This is a genomic window from Cellvibrio sp., assembly GCF_046347455.1.
In the GTDB taxonomy this organism is placed as follows: domain Bacteria; phylum Pseudomonadota; class Gammaproteobacteria; order Pseudomonadales; family Cellvibrionaceae; genus Cellvibrio.
In genome coordinates, this window is the sequence record NZ_JAXMGC010000001.1 from 515,121 (window position 1) to 530,389 (window position 15,269).

The 15,269-nt window shown below is 42.1% G+C and carries 18 protein-coding genes; 7 read left to right on the plus strand and 11 right to left on the minus strand.

Annotated features, from left to right (window positions below):
- The first annotated feature begins 48 nt into the window (after positions 1 to 48).
- Positions 49 to 441 (plus strand): hypothetical protein, encoded by a 393-nt coding sequence (locus U1F02_RS02300; protein WP_409988730.1) that lies wholly within the window; start codon positions 49 to 51, stop codon positions 439 to 441.
- 63 nt (positions 442 to 504) lie between these two features.
- On the opposite strand, the gene U1F02_RS02305 is transcribed toward U1F02_RS02300, so the two are convergent.
- A complete protein-coding gene (locus tag U1F02_RS02305) occupies positions 505 to 756 on the minus strand; it encodes a helix-turn-helix domain-containing protein (protein ID WP_409988731.1) in 252 nt (83 codons plus the stop codon).
- 64 nt (positions 757 to 820) lie between these two features.
- Between U1F02_RS02305 and U1F02_RS02310 the strand changes: the two genes are divergently transcribed.
- The 6 genes from U1F02_RS02310 to U1F02_RS02335 all read left to right on the plus strand — a co-directional run bounded on the left by U1F02_RS02310 (position 821) and on the right by U1F02_RS02335 (position 4,978).
- On the plus strand, positions 821 to 1,357 hold the full coding sequence (locus tag U1F02_RS02310) for a hypothetical protein (RefSeq protein ID WP_409988732.1): 537 nt from the start codon (positions 821 to 823) through the stop codon (positions 1,355 to 1,357).
- A 2-nt stretch (positions 1,358 to 1,359) separates the two neighbouring features.
- Positions 1,360 to 2,772 carry a DEAD/DEAH box helicase gene (locus U1F02_RS02315; RefSeq protein WP_409988733.1) on the plus strand — a complete coding sequence of 471 codons (1,413 nt, stop codon included), beginning with the start codon at positions 1,360 to 1,362 and terminating at the stop codon, positions 2,770 to 2,772.
- Positions 2,773 to 2,781: 9 nt separating this feature from the next.
- Positions 2,782 to 3,201 carry a DUF6957 family protein gene (locus U1F02_RS02320; protein WP_409988734.1) on the plus strand — a complete coding sequence of 140 codons (420 nt, stop codon included), beginning with the start codon at positions 2,782 to 2,784 and terminating at the stop codon, positions 3,199 to 3,201.
- Between the two features lie 41 nt (positions 3,202 to 3,242).
- Positions 3,243 to 3,719, plus strand: coding sequence for a hypothetical protein (locus U1F02_RS02325; RefSeq protein ID WP_409988735.1), 477 nt, complete (start codon positions 3,243 to 3,245; stop codon positions 3,717 to 3,719).
- A 502-nt stretch (positions 3,720 to 4,221) separates the two neighbouring features.
- Positions 4,222 to 4,635 carry a MerR family transcriptional regulator gene (locus U1F02_RS02330; RefSeq protein WP_409988736.1) on the plus strand — a complete coding sequence of 138 codons (414 nt, stop codon included), beginning with the start codon at positions 4,222 to 4,224 and terminating at the stop codon, positions 4,633 to 4,635.
- Positions 4,636 to 4,648: 13 nt separating this feature from the next.
- The gene (locus U1F02_RS02335; RefSeq protein ID WP_409988737.1) at positions 4,649 to 4,978 is read left to right on the plus strand and encodes a YnfA family protein; all 330 of its coding nucleotides are present in this window, start codon (positions 4,649 to 4,651) and stop codon (positions 4,976 to 4,978) included.
- Positions 4,979 to 5,248: 270 nt separating this feature from the next.
- On the opposite strand, the gene U1F02_RS02340 is transcribed toward U1F02_RS02335, so the two are convergent.
- From U1F02_RS02340 to U1F02_RS02385, 10 genes are all read right to left on the minus strand, one after another.
- Positions 5,249 to 6,055, minus strand: coding sequence for a hypothetical protein (locus U1F02_RS02340; RefSeq protein ID WP_409988738.1), 807 nt, complete (start codon positions 6,053 to 6,055; stop codon positions 5,249 to 5,251).
- A gap of 107 nt (positions 6,056 to 6,162) precedes the next feature.
- A complete protein-coding gene (locus U1F02_RS02345) occupies positions 6,163 to 6,591 on the minus strand; it encodes a hypothetical protein (RefSeq protein ID WP_409988739.1) in 429 nt (142 codons plus the stop codon).
- Positions 6,592 to 6,767: 176 nt separating this feature from the next.
- Positions 6,768 to 7,109: a zinc-ribbon domain-containing protein gene (locus U1F02_RS02350; protein WP_409988740.1), complete on the minus strand. Its 342-nt coding sequence runs from the start codon at positions 7,107 to 7,109 to the stop codon at positions 6,768 to 6,770.
- A gap of 12 nt (positions 7,110 to 7,121) precedes the next feature.
- Entirely contained in the window at positions 7,122 to 8,498 is a 1,377-nt protein-coding gene (locus U1F02_RS02355) for a sensor histidine kinase (RefSeq protein WP_409988741.1), read from the minus strand.
- Positions 8,499 to 8,569: 71 nt separating this feature from the next.
- Complete coding sequence (gene flgB, locus U1F02_RS02360) at positions 8,570 to 8,965, minus strand: flagellar basal body rod protein FlgB (protein WP_409988742.1); 396 nt, start codon at positions 8,963 to 8,965, stop codon at positions 8,570 to 8,572.
- Between the two features lie 30 nt (positions 8,966 to 8,995).
- Positions 8,996 to 9,205 carry a hypothetical protein gene (locus U1F02_RS02365; protein ID WP_409988743.1) on the minus strand — a complete coding sequence of 70 codons (210 nt, stop codon included), beginning with the start codon at positions 9,203 to 9,205 and terminating at the stop codon, positions 8,996 to 8,998.
- 78 nt (positions 9,206 to 9,283) lie between these two features.
- Entirely contained in the window at positions 9,284 to 11,329 is a 2,046-nt protein-coding gene (locus U1F02_RS02370; protein ID WP_409988744.1) for a heavy metal translocating P-type ATPase, read from the minus strand.
- Positions 11,330 to 11,343: 14 nt separating this feature from the next.
- The gene (locus U1F02_RS02375) at positions 11,344 to 11,742 is read right to left on the minus strand and encodes a hypothetical protein (RefSeq protein ID WP_409988745.1); all 399 of its coding nucleotides are present in this window, start codon (positions 11,740 to 11,742) and stop codon (positions 11,344 to 11,346) included.
- Between the two features lie 8 nt (positions 11,743 to 11,750).
- A complete protein-coding gene (locus U1F02_RS02380) occupies positions 11,751 to 12,071 on the minus strand; it encodes a P-II family nitrogen regulator (RefSeq protein WP_409988746.1) in 321 nt (106 codons plus the stop codon).
- Between the two features lie 59 nt (positions 12,072 to 12,130).
- The gene (locus tag U1F02_RS02385) at positions 12,131 to 15,244 is read right to left on the minus strand and encodes an efflux RND transporter permease subunit (protein WP_409988747.1); all 3,114 of its coding nucleotides are present in this window, start codon (positions 15,242 to 15,244) and stop codon (positions 12,131 to 12,133) included.
- Positions 15,245 to 15,269: the final 25 nt, after the last annotated feature.

Genomic DNA, 15,269 nt, shown 5'->3' on the forward strand with positions numbered 1-15,269 from the left:
TATTAACAGTTCTCAATTTTTTAAAGATAAAAATATAGGTATATTCTAATGGGCGCCCCAAAACTCAATGACAAAAATATTGAAAAAGCTGTAGAACTACTTGATGGCTGGACAGGAAAGTTAACATGGGAAAGATATCTAGCAATATTAGCTACTCAAATCAATCACAAGTACACCAAAGCTGCAATGCTTCGTCACGCTCGAATTAAAGATGCTTGGGATCATGCAAAGAATAGATTACAAAGCACACCACAAGAAGGAGGATATGGCAACGCAGCTCTCAAGCAAGCAAAAGATAGAATCCACGAACTAGAAGAGCGAACCGCTCGACTAAAACGTGAAAATGATAAATTATTGGAACAATTTGTAAGGTGGGCTAATAACGCAATTCGTAAAGGACTATCCCTGGAAGACCTTGATCAGCAAACTCCACGCCGCTGATTAAATTAATAAGTTGCATCCATTGCTAACTAATGAGAATAAGTTAGCCAGAGTAAGCAACAACTAGTTTTCCTCCCCAAGGGATTGAATTAATAGTGCTAGCCCTTCATGCGGATCTGCGCCTAACACCTGGCAGTATTTTACAAACTCCAGCAACTCAATTTTCTTTCGGCGTTGTTCTATCTTGCCCACAATCGAGTGATGGCGATTCATGATTTCGGATACTTCGCGCTGCGAGTAGCCACTCTTTCCTCGCTGTTCTTTCAGCCAAGTCTGGAGTTTTTCATAGTGAGGTGAATAAGGAGAGGATTTCATTGCCCGGATGATAGAGACCGGCTAGAATGGCGCGAAATTCGCGGCACAAATGATAATTATTCCTATGAAAGAGATTGCTTTGAAGTCTGAAATACTTGATGTATTGAAAGATATTAGTGTTACTTCATTTACGGTGGATGAGCTTACAGAGACTTACCTACAACATCCTTCAAGCTTGCATACGTCAAAAAAAGCAGCTCGGCAATTTGTATATCGTAATATGCAAAGGTTGATGAAAGTGGGTTATATGGAGCGTTTAAAAGCAGCTGGTAGATGGCCGCATTACGCGTTGACGCAGCAATTTATCCAGCTGTACAAAGCTACCCCCTCAGTCGCAATATCACCTTTTCCATCTGTAGATACAGATGCTGTGCAATTGAATACTGATCCACTGGCAAGCCTTAAAGAAAGACTAAAAGTACATCAAGCGGAAGTCTTGACTGCGATGGGCGAAATGGAGGAATACGAAGCAATTTGCCAAGAGATGCCAGATTTGCGTGAGATTGCTCAACCACGCTATAACGAGTCGCGCGAGCGTTGTTCACGATTACTGGGACGAGTAAAAGCATTGGAGAGCTTATTGGTAACAGAAGCGGGTTAATTATGCGTCTGCGCCAGTGGCAGTCAAACTGCATTCGTAAAGCCTTAGTTCAATACACCAGTGGTCATCATCACTTCCTTTGTTTAGCAACGCCTGCCGCTGGAAAAACGCGAATGGCCGCCACACTGGCGGGATTACTGCTCCAAAAAAATAAAATTGATTTGGTTCTGTGCTTTTCTCCCTCCGTTATAGTCGCGACGGATTTTCAAAGTGCACTAGAACAACAAGTCCAATTGCCGATGGATGGTCGCTTGGGATCAAAGGGACAGTCGCTGACTTACCAATCCATGTTGACTCAGGATGAAAAATTTTGGTCATTGTTCGATAGGTACCGCATATTCGCTATCTTTGATGAGATTCATCATTGTGCAGGCGATTCAGCAGACAATACCAATGCTTGGGGTCACCAAATTATTGAGCGCATTCAAGGGCGAGCCGCGTTTACTTTAGCTTTGACGGGTACACCCTGGCGTTCCGACCGTATTCCTATTTCCTTGGCAAATTACACATTAGAAGACAAAGTTCACTGCGACTTCGTATACGGGTTACGAGATGCGGTTAAGGATAATGTGTGTCGCGCTCCGGTGATTACGCTGGTGGATAATGATCGCATTCACATTCATCAAGGAAGTGAGGAGCAGATATTTACGTGCTTTGCTGACCTCCTGAAGCAGTCTGATTGTTCCTATCAGGAACTCATCAGAAACGAGGCATTAATTACCTATCTATTGGAGCAATCTTCAAAGAAGCTGCGTACGTTGCGCAAACAACACGCTGACGCTGGTGGGCTGATTGTGGCCGCCTCAGTGGAACACGCCTACAAGATTGCGGATATTTTGCAGCGTCGCTTGGGTGAAATAGCCGTGATTGCCACTTACATGGGCGAGAATCCGCAAGCCGCGATTACGACGTTCAGGGCGAGTAACGAACCCTGGATCATATCTGTTGGTATGGTGAGTGAAGGTACCAATATTCCTCGCTTGCGAGTGTGCTGTCATTTAACTCGCGTTAAAACTGAGCTGCATTTTCGACAAGTGTTGGGACGTATTTTACGCATGGATGGTATTCACCCTGGTGATAGCTACTTGTACGTTCCAGCTGAGCCCAGCTTGGCTGAATATGCCGGACGTATCATTGAAGAAATTCCAGACGCAGGCACCCTCCGTCGCGATGTTATGCCTTCGTTGTTGGTTGCAGACGATGTATCAAAACCCCAGGCTCAAAGTGAGCCGCCCAGTACTGAGATGGAACGATTGCATTTTGATTTTGATAGTGCGCCATCTCCTTCAGTTGCGTCACAGGACATCAATCCAGCTCCACAAGGCACATTACTCGCAACCTATTACGAAGCCAATATCAATATGTTTGGTCGTTTCCGGCAAGAATTGCTCACATTACAACGGCTCTGCGCCTAAGGTATTTCCATGAAAGCTCCGACTGATGCCATTCAAGAAGTGGCTGGTATGCTTTACGAAACTGGAATCTTTTGTGACTTTGGTATCGATGAATCACTTTTGCCTGCCATGATTGATATGGCAAAAACACGCTACCCCAACAGAGCTATTAGGGCTGTTAAGAGCTGGATGTGGTGGGACTTTGAAGTATCAGAGGAAACTCGTGGTCTTTTCCAAGAAAATGGAATACAGCCAGCTATCGTTTTTGCTCATTATTTGATTTGGGACAGCAGCAGGCGTTTCCAAGAAGGTTGGAATGTCAAAACCACGGCATTGGTCAGGTTTGAAGAAAACTGTTTTTTTATAACGCGTAATACCGCCTATATTCTAGTGGGCAAAGGACATCGGAAAACTGTCGATCCGCAAGCAGCAGCAAGCTTGCATTTCTAAAGCGTAATGATGCTTGTGGATGACTTAAATATCAGGACTTTATGATGGTATTACCTCCGATTCTGGATTTTGAAGCAAGCAGTTTGTCCGACACCAGTTATCCCATAAGCGCAGGATTGGTTGTCGCGGGACAGGTTTATTACTGGGTTATCAAACCACGAGCTGATTGGATTGATTGGTCACTTGAAAGTCAGGCTATTCATGGGCTAAGGCGCTCGTTTATCGAAGAGCATGGTATTCCTGCTCATCAGGTGTATGCAGAAATAACAGAAAAACTGAATGGGCATGAGGTCATCTATTCTGATGCCCCGGCGTGGGAAAGTTTATGGTTGCAGCGGCTGGGAGTATTCAATCTTCGCATCGCTGACATTGGTGAACTAATCGGCAATGACCAGCGCGCGAGCTTTTCCAGTGAGCTTACCAAGACCTTCGAAAACAATAAATTAACGCAACATCGTGCGGATCACGACGCTTGGGCCATAGCGTTAACAGTGGAAAAATTGCTCAAGAATAAATAGTTCGGACGGTTAAATATAAACACTGGACACTAAGCCAACTACAGCATCATGATGCAACAAAAGCTCAGGTGAAATCATCATTTGACACGTACCAATGAGATTTTTGCCTTTGCTTAAGTCAACCAACAACTATCACTCACTATCAGGACTACTTGCGCACTTCTTGCTGCTGCACTCACTTTGGGGGGATGGGCAACAATGTTTCCTTGCTTGGTACTTGCGATAAAGTAGATATCCAAGGCCGAATAAAAAAAGTGGCAGAACGCATTTCAGTATCTCAGTTGTAGTGCTACTCAGTAAGAGCGTCAGTCCTGCACCTCCAACGAATAAGGAGTACAGGGGGACACTACAACAACCAACACAGGCGATAATCGCAGCAATGGTTAGCCATACAGACTTGGGCTTATTCATACAAAACTCCTTTGGGTTGTGTTTTACAGGTACATTAAGGATAAAATCTGTAGTAGCTACAGATGCAAGCACTTTGCGGAGGGAAATTTAGATGACAGGAATTGGCGCACTATCACGCGAGACTGGATGCCATATTGAGACTATCCGGTATTACGAAAAACTGGGCTTACTACCTGAGCCGCAACGCACTGGCGGAGGCCATCGCCTTTACACGAAAAAGCATGAGAAGCGACTAGGATTTATTTTAAAAGCCCGTGGGTTGGGCTTTACTCTGGATAACACTAGAGAATTATTAAGCTTATCGGAAAACACCGAGCGATCATGTGCTGAGGCATTAGAGCTAGTAGAAGCCAATCTCACTACCGTAAACGAAAAACTGGCGGAACTTCAGCGCATTAAAGATTCATTATTGGCAATGGCGCAAAGCTGCAAATGCTGTTGTCCTGGCACCAAAGCTCCTGATTGCACTATTGTTGATACCCTCTACAACAAACACAACGAATAATCTGAAGGCAGATATGATCAAAACAACATTATTATTTTTCGCTACTGCGTTGGCAGAAATTATCGGCTGTTTTCTACCTTATCTTTGGCTTCGTAAAGGTGGATCAATTTGGCTACTTCTGCCCGCAGCGGCAAGCCTAGCACTATTTGTGTGGTTGCTTACGTTACACCCCGCAGCAAGTGGGCGTGTGTATGCTGCCTATGGCGGTGTGTATGTTGCAACGGCGTTAGTGTGGCTGCGATTCGTGGATGGTGTAACTCTGTCAATTTACGATTGGATCGGAGCTGGTGTTGCCTTGTTAGGAATGGCGATTATTGTTGCTGGCTGGAAAAGCGTTCAATGAAAATTATGCTGAATATATTTTTCAAACAGCTTTCATGGCGATAAGCAAAATGCACTTTTTTTCACTAACAATAATTAATTAACGGTTTTTTCAATGAAACATTATTTGCCACTTATCGTCATTGCAATTGATTGATTTTCTACAACGAATATTGCTTCGGGCGTCTTCAGTCAAAGACTAAGGTGCATGGACCAATCCTTGGCCCTTGTTGATTAGGTAGGTGCAAAAGGATTTCCGTTGAGCTCAAAGACTTCTAACTGGAGCCAGTTGTTATTTTTCAAAAGATAAATACAGCAAAAAGCCATTGTCATTTTTAGATGGTCCAAGGCCTATAGGAAAACTAAGTCCAGATACAATTTGTAATCCAGAGCTGAAATTTTTGGCGAAACGAAATCCTGGGTTTATAAATGCTGCACTTTCTGTAACTTTACCACCGTCTTCATCAAATGCATCTGAACTCGTTTTAACGTATTCGAGCATCCAATTGAAGGTATTTGATTGTAGATAAATAATACTCGCACCGTAGTTGTAACCTGACAGATTTTGTTTTGGGTGAAGGCCATCTTTTGCATTAGGTGTATAAGTTGTACCAAGGTTCCAGTGGGTTATCCATTTTTCATTAAGCAATAAACTAATCGGTAAATTAACTTGATAACCTGTAGCGCCATTTCCCAAACCCTTTTCTTCATCACCAGTGGCAGCTATTAAAGTAATGCGAGGCGCAATAGCAAGTGTGTCATTCGCAACAAGCTGATACCGATAATTAATTAATACATCGCCGATACCTTTTTCTGAATTCGGATCACCAACACTGGCAACGGGTATTACATACGATAATTGATGCGTTTGATTTGGAACGGCAATCTCTTGAGTAAACGTGTAAATCCATTCTTTTGTGTGGCGCGAATACTGATAGGCTTGAATGTACTGAACAACACCTTCTTCTTGATTGTAAGCTTCTTCAATAAGAAATGAATTGTCTGCAATAGGACCGGCTTCCTCTGCCTGTAGTTGGAGGCTCGCCACAAGAGTGCAAAGAAAGAAAATCCGAAACATGGAATAAATAAAACGGTTCATGCAAAGCTCCTGTAAACTCTCCTAAAGTTGTTTTGAGCTTAGCACAAGATTCTAAAATCAAATTTATCCGCTCTTTACAGTGAAAACAGTTCTAAAAATACAACTATTTATCGCGATATATTTTTACCGTGAACACCATCTTTTTCTGAAAATTGCTCTTTATGGAAAGCCAATTTAACAGTTGCGCCTTGTGGAATTTCTGAGGGGAGATCTACTTTGAATTTAACGCCGGTTTGTACCCACTCATGATAAGCGTTGAGTGGTGGTCGATAAGTTCCAATAGCATCAAAAAGAAACGTTCCTGATGCATCATAAACACTGATATCAACGTGCCCTTTATCAAATTCAAGCTTACTAAATTTATGGAATAGAGAGCCTGATAAAGTTTCGTGACCATCCCGGTTAGATGCTATTAAGAACTTAAATTTAATATGATCTGTTTGTGCATTTAGTATTTCGTATTGATAGTGTTGCTGCACACTAGCACATCCACTTACCCCTAGAATTACCGCGCTCAAAAAAATTTTTAGTTTCATGTTAATTTCCTCTGCCGCTAGCGTGACGATTTATCAATCTCATGAACTTAAATACAAAGGTGTGTAAATGTAGTTCTGCCAAAAAAGAATTGGATCGGTACAGAAGTTCAAAACACTTAGCTTAAACGTAATACATTTGGGTTTTGGAAGACCAAGTATTTAGCTAGCCGTAATAATTAAATTGGCTTACCACAACCTGAACAAAACTTCGCTCCCGCTTGAACTTGAGAATTGCAGGATGCACAGATTTTTTCACCAAGACCGGTACCACATTGCTGGCAAAAGCGTGAATTGGGAGAGTTGATACTATTACACGAAGGGCAAGCGACCCCATTTGGCCCTTGAGTGGTGGGCGGATAATTGGAGGGTCCATAATTGCCGCCATGATGCCCACGCCCATGAGATCCTCCATGACCACCACCGTGATGTCCACCTAAATTATTAAAAAGATTTTTAAAAAAACTCATGAGATTGCCTCGTATTGGTTGAATGGCACATACCATCAATTTAAATAACATTTTTGTGAAAATTTAGCTCGTTAAATGGCCTTTATTCATTACACCATCAAAATGTTCTGACGCAGAAAAAATTACCCACACAGTAAGCCCAGTTTTAGCTACTTCATCCGTATATTTAATTTGAATATTTGCACGATTACGTATAACGATGTTCTTTACTATCGATAATCCCAATCCCGTACCAGTTTGCCCATTTCCAGGGATTCGGTAATAAGGTTCAAACACCTTTTCTCGTTCTGTTTCAGCGATTCCAGGACCATTATCGCTAACTTCTATAATGTATTGGCCATACCAATAAAATATAGAAAGTTTAATTTTTCCATTTTGCGGAGTAAAACGGATTGCATTATCTACCAAGTTTTTTACTAAAAGCAGAAGGTCGAGTTCAGAAACATCTATTAAAATATCATCGTATCCAATCACACTAATCTTTATATTTTTTTCCTCTGCCAACGGAATCATGTCTTCAATAACCCTGCGAAATATTGACAATACCGCAACACTTTTGCCTTTTGGTTGGTCAGAATCATGAAGGCGAGCATAGGTTATGAGTTGATTTTGAAAATCTGAAGCGCGTTTTATTCTTGCCTTTAAAGAAATTACTTTTCTTTTAGATACCTCAGACAATTCTTCAGAATCTAAATGATCTACCTGAATCATCACGGAAGCTAAAGATGATCGCAACTCATGTGCAGCATCTGCCACAAATCGCCGTTGGGCGGAAATCGTATTGGAAACTTTCACCAATACTTGATTGACTGAATACACAAAGGGTCTGACCTCTTCAGGAACCTGGGTATCTACAATAGGTTTTACTCCTTTTTCCACACTGTCTCGCACATCATTTGCCATTTGCTTTATTGTTTTAAATCTTCCCTTAATGAAGACGTATAGGAAAAAGATCGAAAATGGCAACGCAGCGAGAACTGATAAAAAAGTCCGTATGGCCTCCCTAAAGGCAATTTTATGAATGAAATTTGCTTTTTGAAAAATGGCGAGTTTTATTTCAGGCGAAAATGTTTTCACATACATTCTGAAAGGTGTTCCATGGATTGTCAGTGCTTGAAGTCCATCAGAAAGGTTTGTGGGTAGGTAAGGTTCGGCTCGTTGAAACACTCGATTAGGGTCTAGCTGCTGAACAATTATTTTGTCATCAAGCTGTTCTCTAGCAACCTTTTTTAAAACTTCAGATGAGTCTTCTGTAATGCTTTTTGGATCTAATGATTGGGCAATATGTGTTAAATGATGATTTTGAGCTTCCAAGGCATTCTCAAGTTCTGCCGAATAAGACATATAAGCAGTCACTAGCGCTATCAACAAAATAATTGCTGACAAACATATAGCCAATTGATGATGAAGTGATTGTATTAAAAAAAATCGAAAATTCATGTTTATCTCTGCATGAAAATAATTCGGTTGCTTACTGCTTAAAACGAAGGACTGTTCTTCATTGAAAATCGTTAATCGCCACGAATGGCTGTCTTTAAACTTTTAAATTCATCGTTTAAAAATTCAAAGCTCGCTTGAAGAGCCAACGCGTTTTTCATATATTCGGCGTGCTCGATTTGATCCTCAACAGTATTTCCATCAATGGATGCCTGCTGTGGTGTGCGATACAACAGCTGACTCTCTGATCCACTTTCTGTTTCAATTTCAAAATGACGTGGATTGGTTTGGGCAGCAGACATTCTGCTTTCGACTTCCTGCCTGAGAATACTTTTAAAATCCAAATCTCTTGCTTTGAAATTGGGTGTATCAATATTGGCCAAATTATCGGCTAACACTGCCGCTCGCTGACCGCGCAAACGCAACGCTCTTTCGTGCAACCCTAACGCTGATTCAAATGAAATTGTCATTTTAGTTATCCCATTAATTGGATAATTTAATCAAAGCTTGTTAATACCATCCTGAGTTTTTTGCTCTACACGTTTTGCATGGTGATGATGGTGATGAGCCTTAGGGTCAGCGGTAATCACCCTGTATAGATCAATCAAAAACATACACAATAAAACGGCGAGAACGAATAAAACGGGTTTGGTCTTAAATACGCTTTTTTCTACAGGCTTTGTAGATAATTTTTTTCGGGTGGATCTCATAAACTCAGCCTTAACGCAGCAACTTCACGCACGTTATTGAAAGTTTTGTATGAGACATATCAGCACTAACGCCTTGAACTAAAATCGCATCCGCTGAATGCGGACAGCGTTTATAATTGCCAGAAGCGCAACGCCAACATCAGCAAATACCGCTTCCCACATAGTGGCTAAACCACCTGCACCTAAAATCAGGACGATTGCTTTTACCGCAAACGCTAAAATAATGTTTTGCCACACAATTTTTTTCGTTTGTTTCCCAATATTGATGGACATTGCAATTTTGCTCGGCCTATCGTCCTGAATAACTACGTCTGCTGTTTCAATGGTGGCGTCACTACCTAAGCCACCCATTGCAATACCGACATCACTCAGCGCGACTACGGGTGCATCATTGACACCATCACCTACAAATGCGACGGTTTGGCTTTGCGATTTTGCCTCTTCAACTTTTTTAACTTTATCTTCCGGAAGCAAATCACCAAACGAATTTTCGATGCCTAATTTGTCTGCAACAAATTTCACTACCGAACTTTTGTCGCCACTCAACATGGTTACTTTCACGCCCATGCCTTTTAATGCATCAATCGTTGCCTGCGCATCTTCTTTGATGCTATCTGCAATAGTTAGATAGCCTGCAAATTTTCTGTCGAAGGCGATGGCAATAGTTGTATAAACAATGGAGTTGGGATCAACATCGTAAGCAATATTGAATTTATCAAGCAGCTTAAAATTCCCTACAAGGAGCTCTTTACCGTTAATGCTTGCTTTTAATCCGTGTCCTGATATTTCCTCAACATTTTGCAAATCGATACTGCTATCTATATCACCTACAAAATTATGAATAGCGGTCGCAACCGGGTGTGTGCTTTGGCTTTCTAATTTGTTCACCCATTTCAAAACATCGTCTTTGTTAAAGTTAGGTTTTAAATTAACGTCCTGAACTTTAAAAACACCTTCTGTCATGGTGCCGGTCTTATCCATAACCACATGCTTAATATCAGCAATAGTGTCCAGGAAATTACTGCCTTTAAATAAAATTCCATTTTTACTGGCCGCGCCTATGCCTCCGAAATATCCCAGGGGGATACTGATAACTAATGCACAAGGACAAGAGATAACGAGAAAAATGAGTGCACGATACAACCACTGACTGAAGACATACTGATCTATAAAAAAGTACGGCAGCAGGCAAATTGCAAGCGCGAGCGCTACAACAATAGGAGTATATATTTTTGCGAATTTTCGAATAAATAATTCTGTAGGCGCTTTCTGTGTGGAGGCGTTTTGTACCAGTTCAAGAATTTTAGATAGCTTACTATCTTTATAATCCGCTGTGACCTTTACGAGCGACACCATATTTAAGTTAATCATTCCTGCAAGAACAGTTTCACCTTTTGTCTTGGCATCTGGTTTACTTTCGCCCGTCAGGGCGGCAGTGTTGAAAGAAGCGGTTTCGGATAAAAGCTCTCCATCTAATCCCAGCTTTTCACCCGCCTTCAGTTGGATTTTATCGCCGATTTTTACATCTTCTGCCCGGCGTACAACTGCTTGGTTATTTTCTAAAATGGTGACTTCATCAGGACGTTGATCAAGTAAGGTTTTAATATTTAATTTTGCGCGCTTCACGGCGAGTGTTTGGAATACCTCACCCACCGAATAAAACAGCATCACCGCAACACCTTCAGGATATTGACCAATGGCAAATGCCCCTAGGGTTGCAATACTCATAAGTAGAAATTCAGAAAACACTTCTCCGTTGCGAATACTTTCAATGGCTTCCTTCAACACCGGCAAACCAACAGGCAAATAAGCGGCTAGATACCAAATAACGCGCAGCCAGCCCGTAAACCAGGATTGATTCACATAGCTATCAAGAATCAGAGCAACAATAAGTGTTATAAAACTTATTGCCGGAAATACGAACATACTTGCAGTGCTGTCATTTCCACCTGAATGATCATGTCCGTCATCATGCGAATGCTCATGATCGTGATCATGGCTATCACCCTTGGATGATTCATTTTCGTGCTTTTTTATAGACACATTTGCATGATGATTAATTTTCTCTTCTTCTGTACAACAAATCTGTTTACCGTTACGATCATAAATATGCTGATGTTCCACTTTACGCTCCTTACTTATATGCTATTTTCGTGGTAGCTAAATTGAATGTGTAACGGTTGCGGCTCTATACCATCAATTTTCACTGAGAAGAGACCTGTACGATTCTCCTTTGGCCTTAAATACAATTCACGAGGCGAGTACTCTGGGGATACAGCTTTCAAGACAACGTTTTGTTGATTAGTTATCAAAATATTAATATGGCCACTGGCCACATGTCCTGCAATTCTGGCTAACTGAATTCCACCCTCAATAAGTAAAGTGTTCTTATCAAAGCTTACTTTTGAGTAAGTCAGATTCAAATTGTGATTTTTAAAATCATCTGCGTAGATCGTGTGATACGAAGGTGTTGATGCGCATCCAGTTATCAAAATTAACAAGATGCCAATGCCCGCACTACGAATTAAGAGCTTCATAGGGGCTCCTATAGCAACGGACCGCCAATGGGTAACGCTTGCTCTATGGCGCTGACATACACCCAACCAGAAATTTCCTCACCGATTTTTCCAGCATCGCGAATAGTCGTTGTGATGCTTTCAACTTCAGCGTCATTACACGCAATGGATAGTTTCGCTTCTGAAATGACTAACCTTGCTTCTGCCGAATAAACTCTTTCGAATTCATCGAGTGGTGACAATGTGCCTCGAACGTCTTGCAGAATGAGATTTCGATAACCCGCATCGTTTAATGCGTCAACAACATTGTTGACTCTTACATGGTGTAAAAATGCTGTAATTAATTTCATGATGTATCACCTCATAAGACAGCTGTTTACGAATCGATAAACAGCTGTCGTTGCGTTAATTAAGATTTACTTACTGGTCGAAATGCCATGCGATAAAGCCCTGGCAATACAAGCAATGTCAGTAACGTTGAAGAGATGATTCCACCAATAACCACTGTGGCGAGAGGTCGTTGAACTTCCGCACCAGTACCGGTATTGAGCGCCATTGGAAGGAAGCCTAGTGCAGCAACCAATGCAACCATCAGGATGGGGCGTAAACGCATCATTGCGCCTTCACTAATAGCGACATCAATCGATTTGCCTTCCTTTAAACCATCACGGAATGCAGACACCATCATCACGCCGGTTAGTACCGCGACACCCGATAGAGTGATGAACCCAACACCTGCGGTAATGGACAATGGAATGCCACAAATCCAAAGTGATATCACGCCTCCGGTAAGTGCAAGCGGTACTCCGCTAAATACAAGGAGCGCATCTTTTGCTGAACCGAAGGTCATCATTAACAGCGCGAAGATTGCGAGTAATGTAATTGGAACCAGAACACTCAAACGTTTGGATGCAGATTGCAATTGCTCAAACGTGCCGCCGTAACGAACCCAATAACCTGGTGGAAGTTTTACTTGCTGTTCAACTTTCTGTTGAACCTCAGCAACAAAACCTCCAAGGTCACGATCTTTTACGTTCGCACTTACCACTAAGCGACGCTTGCCATTTTCACGACTGATTTGGTTTGCACCAGGAGCAATTTTTAACTTCGCGACTTCACCTAGCGGAACATAACCACCATCCGCTAATGGAATAGGAAGACGTGAAAGTGCAGTCAAATCATTGCGAAGTTTTTCAGGCAATCGAACAACGAGATCGAAACGCTTATCGCCATCAAATATTTGCCCAGCCTCTTCACCGCCAGTCGCGATGGATAACGTTTGTTGAACATCTGTCATATTCAATCCGTACCGTAAAAGCGCAGGACGAATTGCTTCAACAGAGAGAATGGGCAAGCCATCCACTTGCTCAACCTTCACACTATCGGCACCTTTAATGCCATTCAGCACACTCGCAATTTGATTACCAGAAGCGAGTAGCTGCTCAAGATCTTCACCGTAGATTTTGATACCCAGATCAGAACGTACACCTGAAATCAATTCGTTAAAGCGAAGTTGGATAGGCTGGCTAATTTCGTAAGCATTACCTGGAACCAACGCGAGTTTCGATTCGATATCCTCAAGTACTTCAGCTTTAGTACGATGAGGTGTGGGCCACTCTTTTTTATCTTTCAGCATGACATAACCGTCAGAAATGTTTGGCCCCATTGGATCGCTAGCAACTTCAGCGGTACCTACACGAGAGAAAAACGTTTTTACCTCAGGCACTTTCATAACAGCACTTTCAACTTGAAATTGCATATCAAGGGATTGCGTCAAACTTGTACCTGGAATACGTAACGCTTGAACAGCGACATCGCCTTCATCCAAATTCGGAATAAATTCTGTTCCCATGCGGGTAGCAATGAATCCCGAAATCAAAACGAAAACAACGGCGCCCGCTAAAATTGGTTTGCGTAAACGCAACGCAAAATCGAGTACGCCGGTATATCCCTGCTTGGCTTTACGAACAATAATATTTTCCTTTTCTTCGATATGACCTGATAACAAAAGAGCAACAGCAGCAGGAACAAACGTTAACGACAAAATCAGCGCTGCGATCAGTGCCATGATGACGGTCATGGCCATAGGCGAAAACATTTTTCCTTCAACACCGGTCAATGCAAGAATTGGAAGGTTCACAAGAATTACAACCAAAACACTGATTAAACTTGGCGTGAACACTTCGCGAGTTGCACTGAATACAATTTGAAAACGTTCATCCAAATTTAAATTGCGACCCAAATGATGTTGTCGTCCCGCGAGGCGAAAAATACAGTTTTCAACAATGATCACCGCACCATCGACAATCAAACCAAAATCCAATGCACCTAAACTCATCAGGTTTGCGCTGACTTTTGTTTGAACCATGCCAGTCATTAACATCAACATAGAAAGTGGGATAACCATTGCTGTGAGTAAAGCGGCACGCACATTTCCAAGCATTACCAACAACACAACTACAACCAGGATTGCACCTTCGAGCAAATTCTTTTGAACAGTTGCAATGGTTTTGTTAACCAAAATAGTTCTGTTGTAGACAGGCTCGGCAGTCACACCTTCTGGCAACGTTTTATTAATCTCAGTAATTTTGGCAGACACAGCTTCAGACACTGTTCGGCTATTTCCACCAAGCAACATCACTGCTGTACCTAGCACAGTTTCCGCACCGTCTCTGGTTGCAGCACCTGTACGTAATTGCTTACCAAAACTTACGTCCGCCACATCGCGAATAGTCACCGGTAATTTGCCGCGATGAGCAAGAATAATTTGCTCAATCGAAGGGATATCGCTGACCTGGCCTGGAGCACGTATTAAGTATTGCTCGCCATTTTTTTCGATATAGCCAGCACCAACGCTCACGTTGTTTTTCTTCAATGCTTCTACAACATTTTCAAATGTAATTCCGTAAGCCAACAACTTCGCTGGATTAGGGGTGATGTGAAATTGTTTTTCGAAGCCGCCAATCGTGTTGATTTCTGTCACGCCTGGCACTAAACGCAATTGCGGACGAATCACCCAATCTTGCAATGTACGCAACGCGGTTGCATCGTAAGGTTGACCATTCGCTTGGCGTGCTTTGCTATCGGCATGTACAGCGTAATGAAAGATCTCACCCAAGCCGGTTGCCACTGGCCCCATACCAGGCTCAATACCTTGAGGCATTTGGCTTTTCGCTTGCTGCAAACGCTCGTTGATAAGATTGCGCGCAAAATAAATATCGGTTCCGTCTTTAAACACAACCGTTACTTGCGACAATGCATAACGAGACAATGAACGTGTCTCTTCAACGTTAGGCAAACCTGCAATAGCAACTTCAACCAAATAAGTAATACGTTGCTCAACTTCCAATGGAGAATATCCAGGAGCAGCTGTATTGATTTGCACCTGCACGTTAGTGATGTCGGGAACAGCATCAATTGGAAGACGTTGGTAATTCCATACACCAACACCTGCTACAACCAACACTAAAAACAATACTAACCAACGGCGAGAAATGGAAAATTTTAGAAGTGCATCAATCATGACGTCACCTCCTTGTTAACCATAT

Excerpts from the sequence above, each read along its gene's own strand:
- U1F02_RS02305 (WP_409988731.1), bottom strand. The coding sequence starts at position 756 with ATGAAATCCTCTCCTTATTCACCTCACTATGAAAAACTCCAGACTTGG.
- U1F02_RS02385 (WP_409988747.1), bottom strand. The coding sequence starts at position 15,244 with ATGATTGATGCACTTCTAAAATTTTCCATTTCTCGCCGTTGGTTAGTA.
- U1F02_RS02350 (WP_409988740.1), bottom strand. The coding sequence starts at position 7,109 with ATGTTATTTAAATTGATGGTATGTGCCATTCAACCAATACGAGGCAAT.
- U1F02_RS02335 (WP_409988737.1), top strand. The coding sequence starts at position 4,649 with ATGATCAAAACAACATTATTATTTTTCGCTACTGCGTTGGCAGAAATT.
- U1F02_RS02325 (WP_409988735.1), top strand. The coding sequence starts at position 3,243 with ATGATGGTATTACCTCCGATTCTGGATTTTGAAGCAAGCAGTTTGTCC.
- U1F02_RS02330 (WP_409988736.1), top strand. The coding sequence starts at position 4,222 with ATGACAGGAATTGGCGCACTATCACGCGAGACTGGATGCCATATTGAG.
- flgB (WP_409988742.1), bottom strand. The coding sequence starts at position 8,965 with ATGACAATTTCATTTGAATCAGCGTTAGGGTTGCACGAAAGAGCGTTG.
- U1F02_RS02355 (WP_409988741.1), bottom strand. The coding sequence starts at position 8,498 with ATGAATTTTCGATTTTTTTTAATACAATCACTTCATCATCAATTGGCT.
- U1F02_RS02320 (WP_409988734.1), top strand. The coding sequence starts at position 2,782 with ATGAAAGCTCCGACTGATGCCATTCAAGAAGTGGCTGGTATGCTTTAC.
- U1F02_RS02365 (WP_409988743.1), bottom strand. The coding sequence starts at position 9,205 with ATGAGATCCACCCGAAAAAAATTATCTACAAAGCCTGTAGAAAAAAGC.
- U1F02_RS02310 (WP_409988732.1), top strand. The coding sequence starts at position 821 with ATGAAAGAGATTGCTTTGAAGTCTGAAATACTTGATGTATTGAAAGAT.
- U1F02_RS02380 (WP_409988746.1), bottom strand. The coding sequence starts at position 12,071 with ATGAAATTAATTACAGCATTTTTACACCATGTAAGAGTCAACAATGTT.
- U1F02_RS02375 (WP_409988745.1), bottom strand. The coding sequence starts at position 11,742 with ATGAAGCTCTTAATTCGTAGTGCGGGCATTGGCATCTTGTTAATTTTG.
- U1F02_RS02315 (WP_409988733.1), top strand. The coding sequence starts at position 1,360 with ATGCGTCTGCGCCAGTGGCAGTCAAACTGCATTCGTAAAGCCTTAGTT.
- U1F02_RS02340 (WP_409988738.1), bottom strand. The coding sequence starts at position 6,055 with ATGAACCGTTTTATTTATTCCATGTTTCGGATTTTCTTTCTTTGCACT.
- U1F02_RS02345 (WP_409988739.1), bottom strand. The coding sequence starts at position 6,591 with ATGAAACTAAAAATTTTTTTGAGCGCGGTAATTCTAGGGGTAAGTGGA.
- U1F02_RS02300 (WP_409988730.1), top strand. The coding sequence starts at position 49 with ATGGGCGCCCCAAAACTCAATGACAAAAATATTGAAAAAGCTGTAGAA.